Annotated in this window: 16 protein-coding genes; 15 read left to right on the forward strand and 1 reads right to left on the reverse strand. The window is 67.6% G+C overall.

What is annotated here, in order from left to right; all coding sequences use genetic code 11:
* The first annotated feature begins 8 nt into the window (after positions 1-8).
* The 4 genes from HMJ39_RS06950 to HMJ39_RS06965 all read left to right on the forward strand — a co-directional run bounded on the left by HMJ39_RS06950 (position 9) and on the right by HMJ39_RS06965 (position 2545).
* Positions 9-434 carry a GNAT family N-acetyltransferase gene (locus HMJ39_RS06950; protein ID WP_161385769.1) on the forward strand — a complete coding sequence of 142 codons (426 nt, stop codon included), beginning with the start codon at positions 9-11 and terminating at the stop codon, positions 432-434.
* Positions 434-931: a DUF7931 domain-containing protein gene (locus tag HMJ39_RS06955; RefSeq protein ID WP_194296739.1), complete on the forward strand. Its 498-nt coding sequence runs from the start codon at positions 434-436 to the stop codon at positions 929-931. The genes HMJ39_RS06950 and HMJ39_RS06955 overlap by 1 nt, the downstream gene beginning before the upstream one ends.
* A gap of 67 nt (positions 932-998) precedes the next feature.
* Complete coding sequence (locus HMJ39_RS06960; protein WP_161385771.1) at positions 999-2360, forward strand: TrpB-like pyridoxal phosphate-dependent enzyme; 1362 nt, start codon at positions 999-1001, stop codon at positions 2358-2360.
* Positions 2361-2380: 20 nt separating this feature from the next.
* Entirely contained in the window at positions 2381-2545 is a 165-nt protein-coding gene (locus HMJ39_RS06965; RefSeq protein ID WP_161385772.1) for a hypothetical protein, read from the forward strand.
* On the opposite strand, the gene trmB is transcribed toward HMJ39_RS06965, so the two are convergent.
* Entirely contained in the window at positions 2539-3204 is a 666-nt protein-coding gene (trmB, locus tag HMJ39_RS06970) for a tRNA (guanine(46)-N(7))-methyltransferase TrmB (protein ID WP_194296740.1), read from the reverse strand. The genes HMJ39_RS06965 and trmB overlap by 7 nt on opposite strands.
* 124 nt (positions 3205-3328) lie before the next feature.
* Here trmB and HMJ39_RS06975 point away from each other — a divergent pair, with 124 nt between their 5' ends.
* The 11 genes from HMJ39_RS06975 to HMJ39_RS07025 all read left to right on the forward strand — a co-directional run bounded on the left by HMJ39_RS06975 (position 3329) and on the right by HMJ39_RS07025 (position 15639).
* On the forward strand, positions 3329-5431 hold the full coding sequence (locus tag HMJ39_RS06975; RefSeq protein ID WP_194296741.1) for a hypothetical protein: 2103 nt from the start codon (positions 3329-3331) through the stop codon (positions 5429-5431).
* Positions 5428-7119, forward strand: a complete 1692-nt coding sequence (locus tag HMJ39_RS06980) for a toxin-antitoxin system YwqK family antitoxin (protein ID WP_194296742.1) — start codon at positions 5428-5430, stop codon at positions 7117-7119. Before HMJ39_RS06975 ends, HMJ39_RS06980 begins: the two co-directional genes overlap by 4 nt.
* 137 nt (positions 7120-7256) lie before the next feature.
* Positions 7257-7964, forward strand: coding sequence for a hypothetical protein (locus HMJ39_RS06985; RefSeq protein WP_194296743.1), 708 nt, complete (start codon positions 7257-7259; stop codon positions 7962-7964).
* A 251-nt stretch (positions 7965-8215) separates the two neighbouring features.
* The gene (locus HMJ39_RS06990) at positions 8216-9376 is read left to right on the forward strand and encodes an ABC transporter substrate-binding protein (protein ID WP_194296744.1); all 1161 of its coding nucleotides are present in this window, start codon (positions 8216-8218) and stop codon (positions 9374-9376) included.
* A 3-nt stretch (positions 9377-9379) separates the two neighbouring features.
* Positions 9380-10252, forward strand: coding sequence for a branched-chain amino acid ABC transporter permease (locus HMJ39_RS06995; RefSeq protein WP_194296745.1), 873 nt, complete (start codon positions 9380-9382; stop codon positions 10250-10252).
* 2 nt (positions 10253-10254) lie between these two features.
* Complete coding sequence (locus HMJ39_RS07000; RefSeq protein WP_194296746.1) at positions 10255-11241, forward strand: branched-chain amino acid ABC transporter permease; 987 nt, start codon at positions 10255-10257, stop codon at positions 11239-11241.
* A complete protein-coding gene (locus tag HMJ39_RS07005; protein ID WP_161385780.1) occupies positions 11238-12023 on the forward strand; it encodes an ABC transporter ATP-binding protein in 786 nt (261 codons plus the stop codon). The genes HMJ39_RS07000 and HMJ39_RS07005 overlap by 4 nt, the downstream gene beginning before the upstream one ends.
* Entirely contained in the window at positions 12020-12751 is a 732-nt protein-coding gene (locus HMJ39_RS07010) for an ABC transporter ATP-binding protein (protein WP_194296747.1), read from the forward strand. Before HMJ39_RS07005 ends, HMJ39_RS07010 begins: the two co-directional genes overlap by 4 nt.
* A gap of 69 nt (positions 12752-12820) precedes the next feature.
* A complete protein-coding gene (locus HMJ39_RS07015; RefSeq protein WP_161385782.1) occupies positions 12821-14050 on the forward strand; it encodes an FAD-dependent monooxygenase in 1230 nt (409 codons plus the stop codon).
* Positions 14051-14068: 18 nt separating this feature from the next.
* Positions 14069-14821 (forward strand): maleate cis-trans isomerase family protein, encoded by a 753-nt coding sequence (locus tag HMJ39_RS07020; RefSeq protein ID WP_161385783.1) that lies wholly within the window; start codon positions 14069-14071, stop codon positions 14819-14821.
* A gap of 11 nt (positions 14822-14832) precedes the next feature.
* A complete protein-coding gene (locus HMJ39_RS07025; protein ID WP_194296748.1) occupies positions 14833-15639 on the forward strand; it encodes an alpha/beta fold hydrolase in 807 nt (268 codons plus the stop codon).
* The last annotated feature ends 5 nt before the right edge of the window (positions 15640-15644 follow it).

Genomic DNA, 15644 nt, shown 5'->3' on the forward strand with positions numbered 1-15644 from the left:
AGAACGCCATGGCCTTTAGCATCATCGAGACGACCTGGGACGAACACCGCGACGAGCTGAGCGCGCTGCGCGAGCGCATCTTCATCGGCGAACAGGGCGTCCCCGAGGAACTGGAATGGGACGGCGCCGACCACGCCGCCCGGCACTTCCTGGCCCTGGACGACGCGGGCCAGCCCATCGGTTGCCTCCGTCTTCTGGGCAGCGGCCAGATCAGCCGCCTGTGCGTGCTGGAAACCCACCGCAACAGCGGCATCGGCCGCGCCCTGCTGGTGGCCGCCGAGGAAGCGGCCCGCGCCGCCGACATGGGCGAGATTTTCCTGTACGCCCAGACCCACGCCACCAGCTTCTATGAAACCGCCGGCTTCAGCGTGTCCGGCGGCATCTTCATGGACGCGCACATCCCCCACCGGCAGATGTTCAAGCTGCTCGACTGATGCGCCTGCGGCTCGGCGAGGACGACACTCTCCACCATCCGGATCCGACCCGGGCGGCGGAGGCCCTGGCCGCCCTGATCCGCGCCTGCCGGCGGCGCCTGTGGCTGCGGGTGCCGGCCCTGGACGCGCTCACCGCCGATCCGGCGGTCCTCGACGCCCTCAAGGCCCTGGCCCTGTCCTCGCCCCAGGCCGACCTGCGCGTGCTGTTCGACGACGTGGACCAGGCGGTCAAACACGGCCATGGCCTGGTGCATCTGGCCCGCCGCCTGCCCTCCCGCCTGCATGTGCGCCAGACCCAGCCCGACGACGCCGATCCGGCGCTGTGCTTCGCCGTGGCCGAGCGCACCGGCCTGTTCGAGGCGGCTGGCTGGCCGCGCCTGGAACGCCTGGACCTGTGCGCCCATGCCCTGCCCCGGGCTCCACGCCGCGCGGAACACTTCGGCCGTGTCTGGGAGCGCGCGCGAAGCAATCCGGAGTTGCGCGAATTGCGCCTGTGACCTTATCCGGCGCGGCAAAAAGCGGCATCATAAGAGCCGCACAATAACGACGAATCAAGAGAGAACCATGGCCGAGAGCACCAAATACCTGCTGTCCGAAGAGCGCATGCCGCGCGACTGGTACAACATCATGGCGGACTTTCCGACGCCCATGGCGCCGGTGCTGCACCCCGCCACCCACCAGCCGGTGGCGCCCGGCGACCTGGCGCCGCTGTTCCCGGACACCCTGATCGCCCAGGAGATGACCACCGAGCGCCACGTGGAAATTCCCACGCCGGTGCGCGACATCTACCGCCTGTGGCGGCCCAGCCCGCTGATCCGCGCGCGCCGTCTGGAAAAGGCCCTGGACACCCCCGCCAGGATTTACTTCAAGTACGAAGGGGTGAGCCCGGCCGGCTCCCACAAGCCCAACACCGCCGTGGCCCAGGCGTTCTACAACGCCGAGGCCGGCATCAAGCGGCTCACCACCGAGACCGGCGCCGGCCAGTGGGGCTCGTCGCTGGCCTTCGCCGGCAGCCTGTTCGATCTGCAGGTGAAGGTGTTCCAGGTCAAGGTGTCGTTCCAGCAGAAACCCTACCGCCAGGCGCTGATGCGCACCTATGGCGCCGAATGCGTGGCCTCGCCATCCGACCTTACCGAATCCGGCCGCGCGATCCTGGCGGAGAATCCGGATCATCCGGGCAGCCTGGGCATCGCCATCAGCGAGGCGGTGGAACTGGCCGCCCAGGACGAGGGCACCAAGTACGCCCTGGGCTCGGTGCTCAACCACGTGATGCTGCACCAGAGCGTGATCGGCCTGGAGGCCATGGAACAGTTCGAAATGGCCGGCGACGATCCGGACATCATCATCGGCTGCACCGGCGGCGGCTCCAACTTCGCCGGCATCGCCTTCCCGTTCCTGGGCGCGCAACTGCGCGGCGGACGCCGGCGCCGCATCATCGCCGTGGAACCGGCGGCCTGCCCCACCCTCACCCAGGGCCGCTTCGCCTATGATTTCGGCGACACCGCCCACCTGACACCGCTCACCAAGATGCACACCCTGGGCTCCAGCTTCACGCCGCCGGGCTTCCACGCCGGCGGGCTGCGCTATCATGGCATGGGCTCCCAGGTGTCCCACGCCCTGGAGCTGGGGCTGATCGAGGCGCGCGCCTACCAGCAGCTGGGCTGCTTCGAGGCGGCGGTGGAGTTCGCCCGCCACGAGGGCATCGTGCCGGCGCCGGAGTGCACCCACGCGGTCAAGGGCGCCATGGACGAAGCCCTGCGCTGCAAGGCGGAAGGCAAGGCGGAGACCATCCTGTTCAACCTTTCCGGTCACGGCCACTTCGACATGCAGGCCTACATCGACTACTTCGACGGCAAGCTGGAGGACGGTGACTACGACGCCGCCGGCGCCGAAGCGGCGCTGTCGCGCCTGCCACAACTGGGCTGATTCACATCAAGGGGGAAAATATGGCGTTCTTCGACGGTCTGATCGCACTCATCGTGCTCGGTCTGGTGCTCATGGGGATCGGTTTCGGTGCCCGCCAGTCCGCCTGGGGGCTGACCCTGCTGGCCCTGGGCACGATCTGCATGCTCGCCACCATTGGCTACAAGGTCTACATGACCGTTCAGTGATCCAGCGCGGCCACCAGCTCCCAGAGCCGGTGGCCGCTGTCACGGTACTTTTCCTCGAAATCAGTGATCGCCTCATCCTCCACGGTGAGCGGCGACAGGCTCGCCGCGCGCCCCGCCAGCTCCAGCGCCCCGGCCATTTCCCGGGCATAGAGTTCCCAGTTGGTGCGCAGCACCAGCTCGCCGCCCAGCCCCAGCAAATGGGGAAACACCGGATGCCCGTGCCAGCGCCGTTTCAGATGAGCGCTTTTCGGCCAGGGGTTCGGGTACAGCAGGTAATGCCGCCAGGGGCGCCAGCCGGCGGCCTCCGCCAGGCGCCAGAAACCGGCGCAGTCGGTGCGCAGCAACAGCAGATTCCCGATCGGCTCGAAGCGCCGCGCCGCCCGTTCCAGCCGGTGGGCGGACTGATCCAGCCCCAGCACCCGGGCGTGCGGATAACGGCGCGCCAGCCACACCGAGGAACGCCCGGTGCCGCAGCCGGAATCCAGAATCAACGGGCCGGACGAGCCGGCGAGCCAGTGCTCGGCGCGGGCGAACGCGTCACGGTCGTAGTCGGCCAGGGGCGCGCGCCAGGCGTGGCCGAGATGGCGGCGCACGGTGTCCGCCAGGGCCGGGTGCGGCGCGTCCTGGTTGCTGGTGACGGCCCGGCTGTTAGCGAACATGGGAATCCTCGAAGGTACGAATCACGGACGTTTTTGCAGTGGTTTTTCACAATTTTGGTTGCGCGGTTCCCGGCCAGCGCCGCCTTTCGCTACACTCCGGCGCGTTACGGGAGGGTTTGTCATTATGCGTTTTTTCCTGCCTTTTTTCTGCCTTTTCCTGCTCAGCGCCTGCCAGAGCGGTGACATCGACAAAGACGATTACGAAGACGACTTTCTGCTCGTCGCCCACCAGAACATGAAGTCCCCGGGCAGCGACTACGGTCGCGACGTGAACCTGCAGGCGATCGTGCGCAACCGGGTCGCCGACGACGCCGGTAGCGGCCTGTGGCTGCGCACCACCCTGCCCTGGCTGCGCATTGACGGTGGGCAGCTGGATACCCGCGACCTGTCACGCCTGGGCGATCGCGCGGAGCCGTTCCGCCGATTCCAGGAGAGCGGCACCCTGAGCCGCGTGAAGGACGGCCGCGTGACCGAAACCCGCCTGGCCGACCCGGACCTGCAGCAACAACTGGAGGAACGTTTCGGCGACAGGGTCCAGCAACTGCTGGACCAGTCCACCGCCACCGCCGTGCCACTGCCGGACGACCCTCAACCCGGCGACACCTGGCAGGCCAGCGCGTCCCTCTGGGGCCTGCCGGAAATCGAGGCCGACTACCGCGTCCTGGCGCGGGACGGCGAGCGGGTTCTGATCGACATGACCCTCAACGGCGAACGGGTGGAAGGCCGGGCGCGCATGATCGCCCGCTGGCCCAGCGGCATGCCCGAGGCATTGCGTCTGCACAGCGACATGTACATGGCCGACCAGGACGTGCTCGTCGAGCAGCGTTTGCAGCTGATCAGCCAGCGCCATTACCCCTATCCGGTGCGGGACTGGGACGTGGACCCGATGCGCCTGGAGATGCAGGCCGACTACCAGGCCCGGCAATTCCGCGAGTTCCCCTTGCTCGACCCGGAGGACACCAAGCCGCTGCGCGACCGCGCCGGCATGGACGCGCTGCTCGACAGCCTGGAGGACAGCTTCCTTTACCGGATCGAGGAGAACCGGGTCATGACCCGGGGGGACTGGGGCCTGGCCATGCCGCTGCAGCAGCAGGCGGAATTGCACTTCACCGGCTTCCAGGGCGCCGCTCCGGACGGGCTGGTACTGAACCGCCTGGCGGAAAGCGATGGTTTCTTCCGGCTGGCGGACCCGGGGCCGGCGGACATGGAGCTGGGGCGGGACCTGCTGATCGCCACCGCGCCGCAAGCCTTTCAGCCCGGCGAGCCGGTGACCCTTACCGCCGAGGCGCGGGTCTGGACACCCGGCGAGCCGTTTACCCTGAACAAAGGCGACCCGGCTCCCGACGGCCTGGCGGTACTGGACTGGCAGGCCCGGCGTCTGGATCTGCGCCTGGAGGACGGCCAACCAATACGCGCCGTTCCCCTGGACGCCGACGGCCGGCCCTTGCCGATGAACACCGCCATACGACCGATCAAGCAGGCCGACCAGAGCCCGGCCACCTTCATTGAGCGCCTGTCCCTGAAACCGGCCCCGCTGCGCCTCAGCCTGCGCGCCGATGGCGACATCGCGGCGCTGCGCCTTACCCCACTGGAGCCGGACAACCGGCCCCTGACCCTGACGGTGCGCCCGCAACCCGAGGACGGCGATTTGCATCCACCCGGCGCCCGGCACCAACTGCCGGGCCTGCAAAAAGCCCCCGATGACACCGCCAAACTGCTGGACAACATCGAACCGCAGGGGCTCGAACGCAACCGATTGCGGGTCACCGCCCCGGCCGGTTTCCGCCTGTGCGGCGTGGTGCCCACCGGCAAGGCGGACTACCACGGTACCCCGCTGCATTTCACCTGGACCGCCCGGGGCCTGGATCAGGAGAACGCCCGGCCCGGCTTCGAGCTGCGCACCGAGGACAACCAGATCCGCTATTTCTACGGCCGGCGAGTGACGTTCGAAGCGCGCTGTCCGTCCCGCGTGGAGACCGTGATCCTGACCCGCGAGGAGCCCGGTTGCGCCCGGTTCGACGGCGACAACGGCGTGGCCCTGGGCGAGGACTGCGACGCCGCCCACTACGAGGCCCTGGACGATACCGGCCTGGCCCTGCGTGAGCTGGGCGAGGACGACAACGGCGTGCTCCGCTTCTGGGGCCCGGTGAAGTCCGTCCGCCTGCTGCGCGCCCATGGCGAACGGAGCCGAACCCTCGAGGCCACCCTGCCGGAGCTGCCGCAATGAGTGTTTTTCAATGGACCCGCAACCTGACCCTGATGCTCGGCGCCGTGCTGCTGGCCCAGGCCGCCCAGGCCGAACGCCTCTACTTCACCGATTATGGCTATCCGGCCAAGACCGAGCAGGCCCGGTTTTTCTATGTGGACACGTCCCTGCCGGAGAATCCGGACGGCCCCGGCTACCTCTACAAGGCCTATTACCAAAGCAACGACGCGCTCTATGCCGAAGGCGCCCGCGCCGGCACCGACAAGGACGCCGACTGGTACGGCGACTGGCGCTATCTCTACCCGGACGGCACGTTGAAGGAAAAGGGACACAGCGACGAACAGGGCCGCCTCGACGGCGAGATCATCTCCTACCACGAGAACGGCCAGGTGGATAAGCTTCGCCGCTACCGTCACGGCAAGCCCCACGGCGTGGAAAAGCACTACGACGAGGACGGCAATCTGCTGGCCAGGACGCCCTACAAGGACGGCGCCGTCACCGGTATGCGGGTGGCCTACTACTCCAAGGTCAACGGCCAGGGAGGCGGCAAGGACGGCGGCCAGATCCATGAGGAAAGGCGCTACAAGGGCGGCCGCTACGACTTCCTCTTCAACCGCTATGACCGCGACGGCAACCCGCTCGCCCACGAGGCCTATGTCGCCCCCGGAATCCTGATGGGCTGGCACAAGAACAGTGATGGCGTCTACCTGAGCCGCGAAGCCACCTACCAGCGCGATGCGCAGGGACGGTTCCACAACGAGGCGCCGGTATGGCTACGCCTCAAGGCCGAGCATAACCCGGACGGCACGCCCCGGTTCATATACCTGCGCTACCCGCAAAAAGACAGCGTGTGGAAAATCGGCTTGGTCAACGACCGGGTGGTGAAGCTGCAACACCTGGTCGGCGGGATCGCCCAGGGCAAGGCCATCATCGGCCAGTACAGCGGCGCCCGCGAGGAAGGCCGCATGAAGGATGGCCGGCGCACCGGTGAATGGCGCGAGTACGACGATGACGGCACCCTGATCGCGGTGAAACGGTTCCAGAACGGCCAGCGCCAGGGCGAAAGCCGGAAGCGCGGCGGCCCGGAGCACCAGCTCTGGACCTACCATGACTATCAACAGGGCAAGAAGGACGGCCCCTGGCGCACCGAAAACGCCGACGGCGAAGTGCTGGAATCCGGCCGTTACCGGAACGACAGGCCGGTGGGCGACTGGCGCACCCTGGACACCAACGGCAACATTGAGCAAGCGCATTATGTAAACGGCAAGCTGCACGGCGACTGGACCCGCGCCACCCCGGACGGCACCCTGCTGGACCAGCGCCACTACCGCAACGGCAAGGCGGTCGGCGACTGGGAGAGCCATGACGAGGACGGCAACCTGGTGTTCCGGGCCCACTTCGTGAATGGCGAAAAAGAAGGCGAGGCCTTCAAGGTATTGTATGAAGGACGTCAAAGGCACGCCCATTTCAAGGCCGGCAAGCGCGACGGTGAATACCTGGAAACCAGCCCCGAAGGTTACCCCCGACTGGTGGGCCAGTACCGCGACGACAAACGCCAGGGGCGTTTCATCGAATACGATGAGGAAGGCCGGGTGGAACGCATCACCCCGTACCGGGATGGCGTGGAGAACGGCGAAGGCTGGATCAGCGACCGCGACGGCAAGATGATACCGGCGCGCTGGCGCGACGGCGACCGCCTCGAGCCCTGACCTGGTCGGCCCAGGGCCGGTCAATGCACCCCGGCACCGTTGTCGCTATGATGCGAATTCGACCTTTTCCTGGGACCATCGCCATGCGCATGCCAAGTCGACGTCGATGCACGCCCGGCCATAGAACGCTGGCTCTGTTGCTGCTACTGATCGCCGCGCCGCTGCTGGCCCGGGCCGACGCCCTGTCGATCCACGTGATCCAGCGCGCCGACGCCCAGGCCCTGGTACCGGTGATCCGCCCGCTGCTCCCCGAAGGCGGCTACGTGAACGCCTACCAGGGCAAGCTCGTGATCCGCACCACCAGTGCCAATTTCGACCAAGTGCTGGCCGCCCTGGGCGACATGCCGGAGGTGCCGCGCACGGTGTCCGTGCATCTGCGCCGCCGCGCCGACGGCGGACGCAGCGGCGGCGGCGTCAGCATAGACCGTAACGGCGTGCGCGCCGGCGCCGGCTCGATCCAGCACCAACGCCAGGACGATTACCGCATCGACACCCTGGCCGGCCACGCCGCCGGCATCAGCCAGGGCACCCTGGTGGCCCTCACCGGCACCCAGTACCCGGCCCTGATGACCTTGAAACAGGGCATCCGGATCACCCCGGTGATGACCGGCGACGGCCGCGTGCGGCTGACCGTGGCGCAACGCTTCGACGAACCCGCCGGCGACGGCGTGGCCCGCACCCAGGGCGCCGACACCACCCTGGTGGTGACCCCGGGCCAGTGGCGCTCCCTGGGCGCCATCACCGTCAGCGAACGCACCGGCGCCCGCGGCCTGAGCGGCGGCGCCACCCACAGCGAACGGCTGGATCTGCCCCTGGAAGTAAAGGTGGAGATCGGCGGCCGCTGAACCGGATCGCGGGACGGCGCCCGCCGCCCCGCCCTGCCCCACGGGGGCGCATTCATACTTCGTTACGCACCGGAATCGGGCATTTCCGCCCCGCCGGAGGCCCGTCATGCCCCCTTTTCCGGGGCTTCCGGCCGTCCCGCCATGTGGCCCGCTTATTGCTATTCCTGTTGCCGTGCTTGTAAATTTACTAATCGATTAATTAATATGTCGATTAGTCGCACTAACAACAAGGCTCAACAGGAGAAACCGCGATGCGAAAACTGATTCTGGCTCCAATAATTGCGACCGCGCTGATGGGCGCCACCCAGGCCCAGGCGCAAGACACCCTAAAGATCGGTCTGATCCAGCCCCTCACCGGTTCGGTGGCCTACAACGGCACCGCCGACGCCAACGGCGCCCGGCTCGCCGTCAAGGAGCGCAACGCCAACGGCGGCGTGCTCGGCAAGCAGGTGGAGCTGATCATCGAGGACGGCCAGTGCAGCCCCGCCAACTCGGTGAACGCCGCCGAGAAGCTGATCCAGCGCGACCGGGTGGCCTCCCTGGTCGGCGCCTTCTGCAGCTCCGCCACCTCGGCGGTGATGCCGGTGGCGCGCAAATACAAGGTGCCGTTCCTGAGCGGCGTGTCCTCCGAGGCCAGCCTCACCGAAAAGGGCAACCCCTACTTCTTCCGCTCCGCGGAAACCGACGCCCTGCTCGGCCAGGCGTTCTCGAAACTGCTGGCGGACAATCTGGACCTCAAGAAAGTGGCCTACATCGGCGTCAACGACGACTGGGGCCGAGGCAGCGTCAAGGCGTTTGAGTCGGAGCTGTCCGCCCACGGCGTGGACACCGCCATGGTGGAATACTTCAACCACGGCGCCACCGATTTCTACACCCTGCTCACCAAGCTGCGCAGCTCCGGCGCCGACGGCGTGTTCGTGGCCGCCGAAACCCAGGACGGTTCCACCCTGGTCAAGCAGATCAAGCAGTTCGGCATCGACATGGACGTGTTCGGCGTCGGTTCCTGGGCCACCAGTGACTTCATCAACATCACCGGCGAGGCCGCCGAAGGCATCTATGCGGCGGTGCCCTACGTGGCCAACCAGGACGGCGAGCGCAACAAGAAGTTCGTGAAGGACTACGCCACCGCCTACGACCACGCCCCGGGCAAGTACGCCGCCGCCGGCTACAACTCCCTGAACATCATGATGGACGCCATCGAGCGCGCCGGCGCCACCGACGCGGACGCCATTCTCGGCGGCCTCAAGGCCACCGACTATCAGGCACCCAACGGCCGCTACCGCTTCACCAGCAAGGGCCAGGGCTACGGCTTCAATCTGGTTCTGGTGCAGATCCACGACGGCGACATCGACGTGGTCGCCACCACCCGCATCGACAACCCGGAAGCGGACAAGAACAACGACGGGCAATAAACCATGGATATGCTTTTCCAATTCATCGCCAACGGTCTGGTGTCGGGGTCGTTCTACGCGCTCTCGGCCCTGGGCCTGACGCTGATCTTCGGCCTGATGCGGGTGGTCAACTTCGCCCACGGCGAGCTCTACATGCTCGGCGGGGTGATGGGCTGGCTGACCACCACGGTGCTGGGCCTGAACTTCTTCGCCGGGCTGGCGCTCACCATCCTGGTGATGGGCGCCTTCGGCTGGCTCGCCGACCGCTTCCTGATCGAGCGGGTCCGCGACCAGGGCGAGGAGCCCAGCATTCTGCTCACCATCGGGCTGTCGATCTTTCTCACCAACACCGCCCTGCTGCTGGTGGGCACGGCGCCGCTCAACGTGGAAGGCCCGCTGCCCAACAAGCCGGTGTTCCTTGGGCCGGTGGTGCTCACCGAGCTGCGGCTGTTCGCCGTGGCCGCCTGCGCGGCGCTGATCCTGGCCGCCCATCTGGTGATCCGCTACACCCGCCTGGGGCGCGCCATGCGCGCCACCTTCCAGGACGCCATGGCGGCGCGCCTGGCGGGCATCAACACCGCCCGGGTGTACGCCAGCACCTTCGCCCTGGGCACCATCCTGGCGGCCTCCGCCGGCATGTTGCTGGGCTCGATCTATTCCACCCATGTGAGCGCCGGCGGGCTGGTCAGCCTGAAGGCCTTCGTGGTGGTGATCCTGGGCGGCATGGGCAGTTTCGCCGGGGCCATCGTCGGCGGTCTGATCCTGGGCGTGGCCGAAGCCCTGTGGGGCGGCTACATCTCCACCGGCACGGTGGACATCATCGGCTTCCTGATCGTGATCCTGACTCTGATCTTCAAACCCTATGGTCTGTTTTCGACCCAGGTGGAGAGGGCCTGAGCATGAAAATCGAACGCAATACCCTGCTGGTGCTGGGGCTGGTGGCCCTGGTGTTTCCGCTGCTGGTGGGCAACCAGTATCTGCTGCACATCGGCGTCATGGTGCTGCTCTACGCGATACTCGCCACCAGCCTCAACCTGATCGTCGGCTACGTTGGCGAGTTCTCCCTGGGCCACACCGCCTTTCTGGGGCTGGGCGCCTACACCGCCGCCCTGCTCTCCCTGCGGCTGGGCTGGCCGGTGTGGGCCACCGTTCCGGTGGCCGGCGTGGTGTCGGCGATCTTCGGGGCCGCCATCGGCGCCATCACCCTGCGGCTGCGCGGCCCCTACTTCGTGATCATCACCCTGGCCTTCGCCGAGGTGCTGCGACTGATCGCCAACAACTGGGTGGACTTCACCAACGGCCCCATGGGGTTGTCCGGCGTGGCCCAGCCGGCGCTGCTGGCGGACGCCTCGCCGCTGATGGCCAAGCGGTTCTACTTCTACCTGGCCCTGGCGCTCACCGCCGTGGCCCTGTACATGGCCTACCGCTTCGTCTATTCCAACAACGGCCGCGCTGCGGTGACCGTGCGCGAGAACCGCTTCGTGGCGCAGTCGGTGGGCATCCGCCCGTTCGTCTACGCCATGCGCGCCTTCGTGCTGGGGGCTTTCCTGGCCGGCCTGGCGGGCGGCTTCTACGCCCACTACATCACCTTCGTGGGCGCCAATGTGTTCGGCTTCGCCTTCATGATCAGCATGATCATCATGGTGTTGATCGGCGGCAAGGGCACCCTGATCGGCCCCCTGTTGGGTGCCCTGCTGGTGACCCTGCTCACCGAGTACCTGCGTGAGCTGCAGGAGCTGCGCCTGTCCCTGTTCGGGCTGATCGTCATGGCGGTGGTGCTGTTCCTGCCCAACGGTCTGATGGGCTTCCTCAACCATCGACGCGAACCCGGTGAGCGCGACGGCGCCGACCGCACCGCGCCCGGCACCCAGGGAGGCACGGCATGAACACGACGACGCAAACGCCGCTGCTGTCCGTGGCCGGCCTGAGCAAGACCTTCGGCGGCATCAAGGCGGTGCAGGACATCGACTTCCAGGTGAACCGGGGCGAGGTGTTCGGTCTGATCGGCCCGAACGGCGCCGGCAAGACCACCTGCTTCAACCTGATCACCGGTTTCTACACGCCCACCACCGGCAAGGTGGCGTTCCAGGGCCAGGACATCACCGGCCAGAGCCCGTACCGGATCGCCCGCCAGGGCCTGGTGCGCAGCTTCCAGAAAACCAATGTGCTCAAGCCCCTGACGGTGTTCGAGAACGTGCTCGCCGGGCATTACCTGAGCGCCAAGCAAAGCCTGCTGGGCACCCTGTTTCCCACCGCGCCGGTGCGCAAGGCGGAACGGGAAGCCCGCGACAGCGCGGCGCGCATTGTCGAGGTGCTGGATCTGGGCGGGCGCCTGGATACGCCGGCCTACCGGTTGTCCTGCGGCGAGCTGCGCTTGCTGGAGGTGGCCGTGGCCCTGGCCGCCAAGCCCACGCTGCTGATGCTCGACGAGCCGGCCGCCGGGCTGAACAGCCAGGAAGCCATGCGCTTCGGTGGCATTCTCAAGGATCTGCGCCGCGAACAGGTGCCGTCCATCGTCATCGTCGAGCACAACATGAGCCTGGTCATGGACGTCAGCGACCGGGTCATGGTGATGGATTTCGGCCGCAAGCTGGCCGAGGGTGCCCCCGCCGAGGTCAAGAACGATCCGCGGGTGGTGGAAGCCTATCTGGGGAGGGCACGAGCATGACCGAGACGCCCATCAACAAGACCCTGCTGCGGGTCCGCGACCTGCACGTGGCCTACGGCAAGATCGCCGCCCTGCACGGCGTCGACCTGGACGTGGCCGAGGGCGAAACCGTGGCCCTGATCGGCGCCAACGGCGCCGGCAAGAGCACCATCCTGCGGGCCATCTCCGGCCTGCTGAAACCGAGCCGGGGCGGCATTCACTGGGACGGCCGCGAGATCGCCGGACTGCCGGCGGAGAAAGTGGTGGCCGGCGGCATCGCCCATTGTCCGGAGGAACGGCACGTGTGGCCGGCCATGACGGTGCGGGAGAACCTTATGCTGGGTGCCTTCCTGACCAGCTCCAAGCACCGGGTGGAGGAGCGCGTGGGCATGGCCTTTCACCGTTTCCCGCGTCTGCGCGAGCGCTACAAGCAGATGGCGGGCACCCTCAGCGGCGGCGAGCAACAAATGCTGGCCATCGCCCGGGCGCTGATGTCGGAGCCGCGTCTGCTGCTGCTCGACGAACCCAGCCTGGGTCTGTCGCCGAAGATGGCCGACGAAGTGTTCGACGTGGTGCGCGAAATCAACGGCCACGGCGTCACCGTGCTGGTGGTGGAGCAGAACGTGCACAACGCCCTGGCGGTGGCGTCCCGGGCCTATGTGGTGGAGACAGGCGCGATCAGCACCGAGGCGGACAGCGCCACCCTGCTCGAGGACCCGGAGGTTCTGAACGCCTATCTGGGTGCCTGAGCGGTGCCCGTCGGGCGGCGCGGTCCGCCCTATAAATTAATTAATCGAATAGTTAACAAGGAGTATTCCATGTCTGATCAACTTCGTGTCGGCATCATCGGCGGCGGCATCGGCGGTGTCGCCCTGGCCCGCGCCCTGGCCCGTCGCGGCATCGATTGCCACCTGTTCGAGCAGGCCCCGGCCTTCGGCGAGGTGGGCGCCGGCGTGCAGATGACCCCCAACGCGGTGAAAGTGCTCAAGGCGCTGGGCCTGGGCGCGGAACTGGCGCGCATCGGCTTCCTGCCGGAAGCCATGGTGGGGCTCAACTGGGAAACCGCCGACGAGCTGTTCCGCACCCCGCTCAAGGTGGCCTGTCCGGTGAACTTCGGCGCCGAGTACTACCATGTGCACCGCGCCGACCTGCACGGCATCCTGGCCAAGGACCTGCCCGCCGACCGCATTACCTTCAACGCCCGCTGCACCGGCGTGGAGGAACAGGAGGACGGCGTGCTGGCCCGTTTCGACGACGGCAGCCAGTTCAAGGCCGACCTGATCGTCGGCGCCGACGGCATCCACTCGCCGGTGCGCGCCTCCCTGTGGGGCCAGGACGAGCCGCAATTCACCGGTCATATGTGCTGGCGCGCCCTGGTGCCGGTGGACCAGCATCCGCTGCCCTTCGTGGGCCCCAACGCGGCGTTCTGGATGGGCCCCAAGGCCCACGTGGTGACCTACTACGTGAAAGGCGGCAAGGCGGTGAACATCGTCGCCGTCACCGAAACCGCCGACTGGGTGGAGGAATCCTGGACCGAACCGAGCAGCACCGAGGAACTGCTGGCCGCCTACGAAGGGTGGCACGAGAACCTGATCCGGCTGTTCAAGATGACCGACCCGACGCAGACCTTCAAATGGGGCCTGTTCGACCACGACCCCATGGCGCACTGGTCCACGGATCGCGCCACCCTGCTCGGCGACGCCGCCCACCCGATGCTGCCGTTCCTGTCCCAGGGCGCGGCCATGGCCATCGAGGACGCCTACGTGCTGGCCGAGGCCCTGGTGCACTTCCAGGGCAACCTGCCCGCCGCGCTCCAGGCCTACGAGAACGAGCGTCGGCCGCGCACCTCCGAGGTGCAGCTCCAGGCCCGCGAACGCGGCCGCAGCTACCATCTGTCCACCCCGGAAGAACTGCGCCGGCGGGATCAGGCCATGCGCGAAGCGCAGAAGAAGGACCCCAACGCGGTGGGCATCCGCGCCGAGTGGATCTACCAGTACGACGCCACCACCTGCGCGGACCGTTTCGACACCGCCGACGCCACCGCCTGAACCGGGAGGAACGACGCTATGCAAACGCCCTATCGCATCGGCCAGATCGTGCCCAGCTCCAACACCACCATGGAGACCGAGATCCCGGCCATGCTCACCGCCCGTCAACTGATCCGGCCGGAGCGCTTCACCTTCCATTCCAGCCGCATGCGCATGAAAACGGTGAAGAAGGAGGAACTGGCCGCCATGGACGCCGAGTCCGACCGCTGCGCCCTGGAACTCAGCGACGCCAGCGTGGACGTGCTCGGCTACGCCTGCCTGGTGGCGATCATGTCCATGGGCCGCGGCTACCACCGCGAATCCCAGCAGCGCCTGTCCCGGGTGACCCGGGACAACGGCGCGCCGGCGCCGGTGATCACCAGCGCCGGCGCCCTGGTGGACGGCCTCAAGGTGCTCGGCGCGAAGAAAGTCGCCCTGGTGGCGCCCTACATGAAGCCGCTCACCGAACTGGTGGTGGATTATATCGAGCACGAAGGCATCCAGGTGAGCACCTGGCGGGCCCTGGAAATCCCCGACAATCTGGAAGTGGCGCGGCACCGTCCGGACAACCTGCCCGGCATCGTCGGCGAGCTGGACACCGACGACGTGGATGCCATCGTGCTGTCCGCCTGCGTGCAGATGCCGTCCCTGTCGGTGGTGTCCCGGGTCGAGGCGCAGACCGGCAAGCCGGTGATCACCGCCGCCATCGCCACCACCTACGCCCTGTTGAACGCCCTGGACCTGGAGCCGGTGGTGCCCGGCGCCGGCGCCCTGCTGTCCGGGGCCTACTGAAGGAGAACGCCATGAGTCATTACCAATACGGCGCCCAGGTGCACGCCAACGGCATCCGTCAGCACTATTTGCGCTACGGCGGCCACGGGCCGGCGCTGGTGATCGTGCCCGGCATCACCAGCCCGGCGGTCACCTGGGGCTTCGTGGCGGAGCGCTTCGGCGCCCGCTTCGATACCTATGTGCAGGACGTGCGCGGCCGGGGCCTGAGCCAGGCCGGCGACGACCTGGACTACGGCCTGGACGCCCAGGCGGACGACGTGGCGGCGCTGATCCGCGCCCTCGGTCTGGACGACGTCACCGTGCTCGGGCACTCCATGGGCGGGCGCATCGCCATCCGCATGGCGCGACGCCACCCGGACCTGCCGCTGGCCCGGCTGATCCTGGCGGACCCGCCGGTGTCCGGCCCGGGCCGGCGCCCCTACCCGGCCAACCTGCCCTGGTACGTGGACTCGATCCGCGCCGCCGTGCACGGCATGGACGCCGACGCCATGCGCGAGTTCTGCCCCACCTGGACCGAGCAGCAACTGCGCCTGCGCGCCCAGTGGCTGCACACCTGCGACGAGCGGGCGGTGGTGCAAAGCTTCGAGGACTTCCAGCGCGACGACATTCACCAGGACCTGCCCCGGGTCACGGTGCCTACCCTGCTGATGGGCGCCGGCCGGGGCGACGTGGTCACCGACGCGGACGCCGACGAGGTGCTGTCGCTTCTGCCCGACGCCCGTTTCACCCGGGTGGAGAACGCCGGCCATATGCTGCCCTGGGACGACGAGGAAGGCTTTTACCGCGCCTGCGGTGACTTCCTCGGTTGCCCGATCTAGGAGAC

The organism is Alloalcanivorax profundimaris (genome assembly GCF_015265435.1).
Taxonomy (GTDB): Bacteria; Pseudomonadota; Gammaproteobacteria; order Pseudomonadales; family Alcanivoracaceae; genus Alloalcanivorax; species Alloalcanivorax profundimaris.

What these genes read in the sequence shown, in the direction of transcription:
- HMJ39_RS06950 (WP_161385769.1), top strand. Translation starts at nt 9, where the DNA reads ATGGCCTTTAGCATCATCGAGACGACCTGGGACGAACACCGCGACGAG.
- HMJ39_RS06955 (WP_194296739.1), top strand. Translation starts at nt 434, where the DNA reads ATGCGCCTGCGGCTCGGCGAGGACGACACTCTCCACCATCCGGATCCG.
- HMJ39_RS06960 (WP_161385771.1), top strand. Translation starts at nt 999, where the DNA reads ATGGCCGAGAGCACCAAATACCTGCTGTCCGAAGAGCGCATGCCGCGC.
- HMJ39_RS06965 (WP_161385772.1), top strand. Translation starts at nt 2,381, where the DNA reads ATGGCGTTCTTCGACGGTCTGATCGCACTCATCGTGCTCGGTCTGGTG.
- trmB (WP_194296740.1), bottom strand. Translation starts at nt 3,204, where the DNA reads ATGTTCGCTAACAGCCGGGCCGTCACCAGCAACCAGGACGCGCCGCAC.
- HMJ39_RS06975 (WP_194296741.1), top strand. Translation starts at nt 3,329, where the DNA reads ATGCGTTTTTTCCTGCCTTTTTTCTGCCTTTTCCTGCTCAGCGCCTGC.
- HMJ39_RS06980 (WP_194296742.1), top strand. Translation starts at nt 5,428, where the DNA reads ATGAGTGTTTTTCAATGGACCCGCAACCTGACCCTGATGCTCGGCGCC.
- HMJ39_RS06990 (WP_194296744.1), top strand. Translation starts at nt 8,216, where the DNA reads ATGCGAAAACTGATTCTGGCTCCAATAATTGCGACCGCGCTGATGGGC.
- HMJ39_RS06995 (WP_194296745.1), top strand. Translation starts at nt 9,380, where the DNA reads ATGGATATGCTTTTCCAATTCATCGCCAACGGTCTGGTGTCGGGGTCG.
- HMJ39_RS07000 (WP_194296746.1), top strand. Translation starts at nt 10,255, where the DNA reads ATGAAAATCGAACGCAATACCCTGCTGGTGCTGGGGCTGGTGGCCCTG.
- HMJ39_RS07005 (WP_161385780.1), top strand. Translation starts at nt 11,238, where the DNA reads ATGAACACGACGACGCAAACGCCGCTGCTGTCCGTGGCCGGCCTGAGC.
- HMJ39_RS07010 (WP_194296747.1), top strand. Translation starts at nt 12,020, where the DNA reads ATGACCGAGACGCCCATCAACAAGACCCTGCTGCGGGTCCGCGACCTG.
- HMJ39_RS07015 (WP_161385782.1), top strand. Translation starts at nt 12,821, where the DNA reads ATGTCTGATCAACTTCGTGTCGGCATCATCGGCGGCGGCATCGGCGGT.
- HMJ39_RS07020 (WP_161385783.1), top strand. Translation starts at nt 14,069, where the DNA reads ATGCAAACGCCCTATCGCATCGGCCAGATCGTGCCCAGCTCCAACACC.
- HMJ39_RS07025 (WP_194296748.1), top strand. Translation starts at nt 14,833, where the DNA reads ATGAGTCATTACCAATACGGCGCCCAGGTGCACGCCAACGGCATCCGT.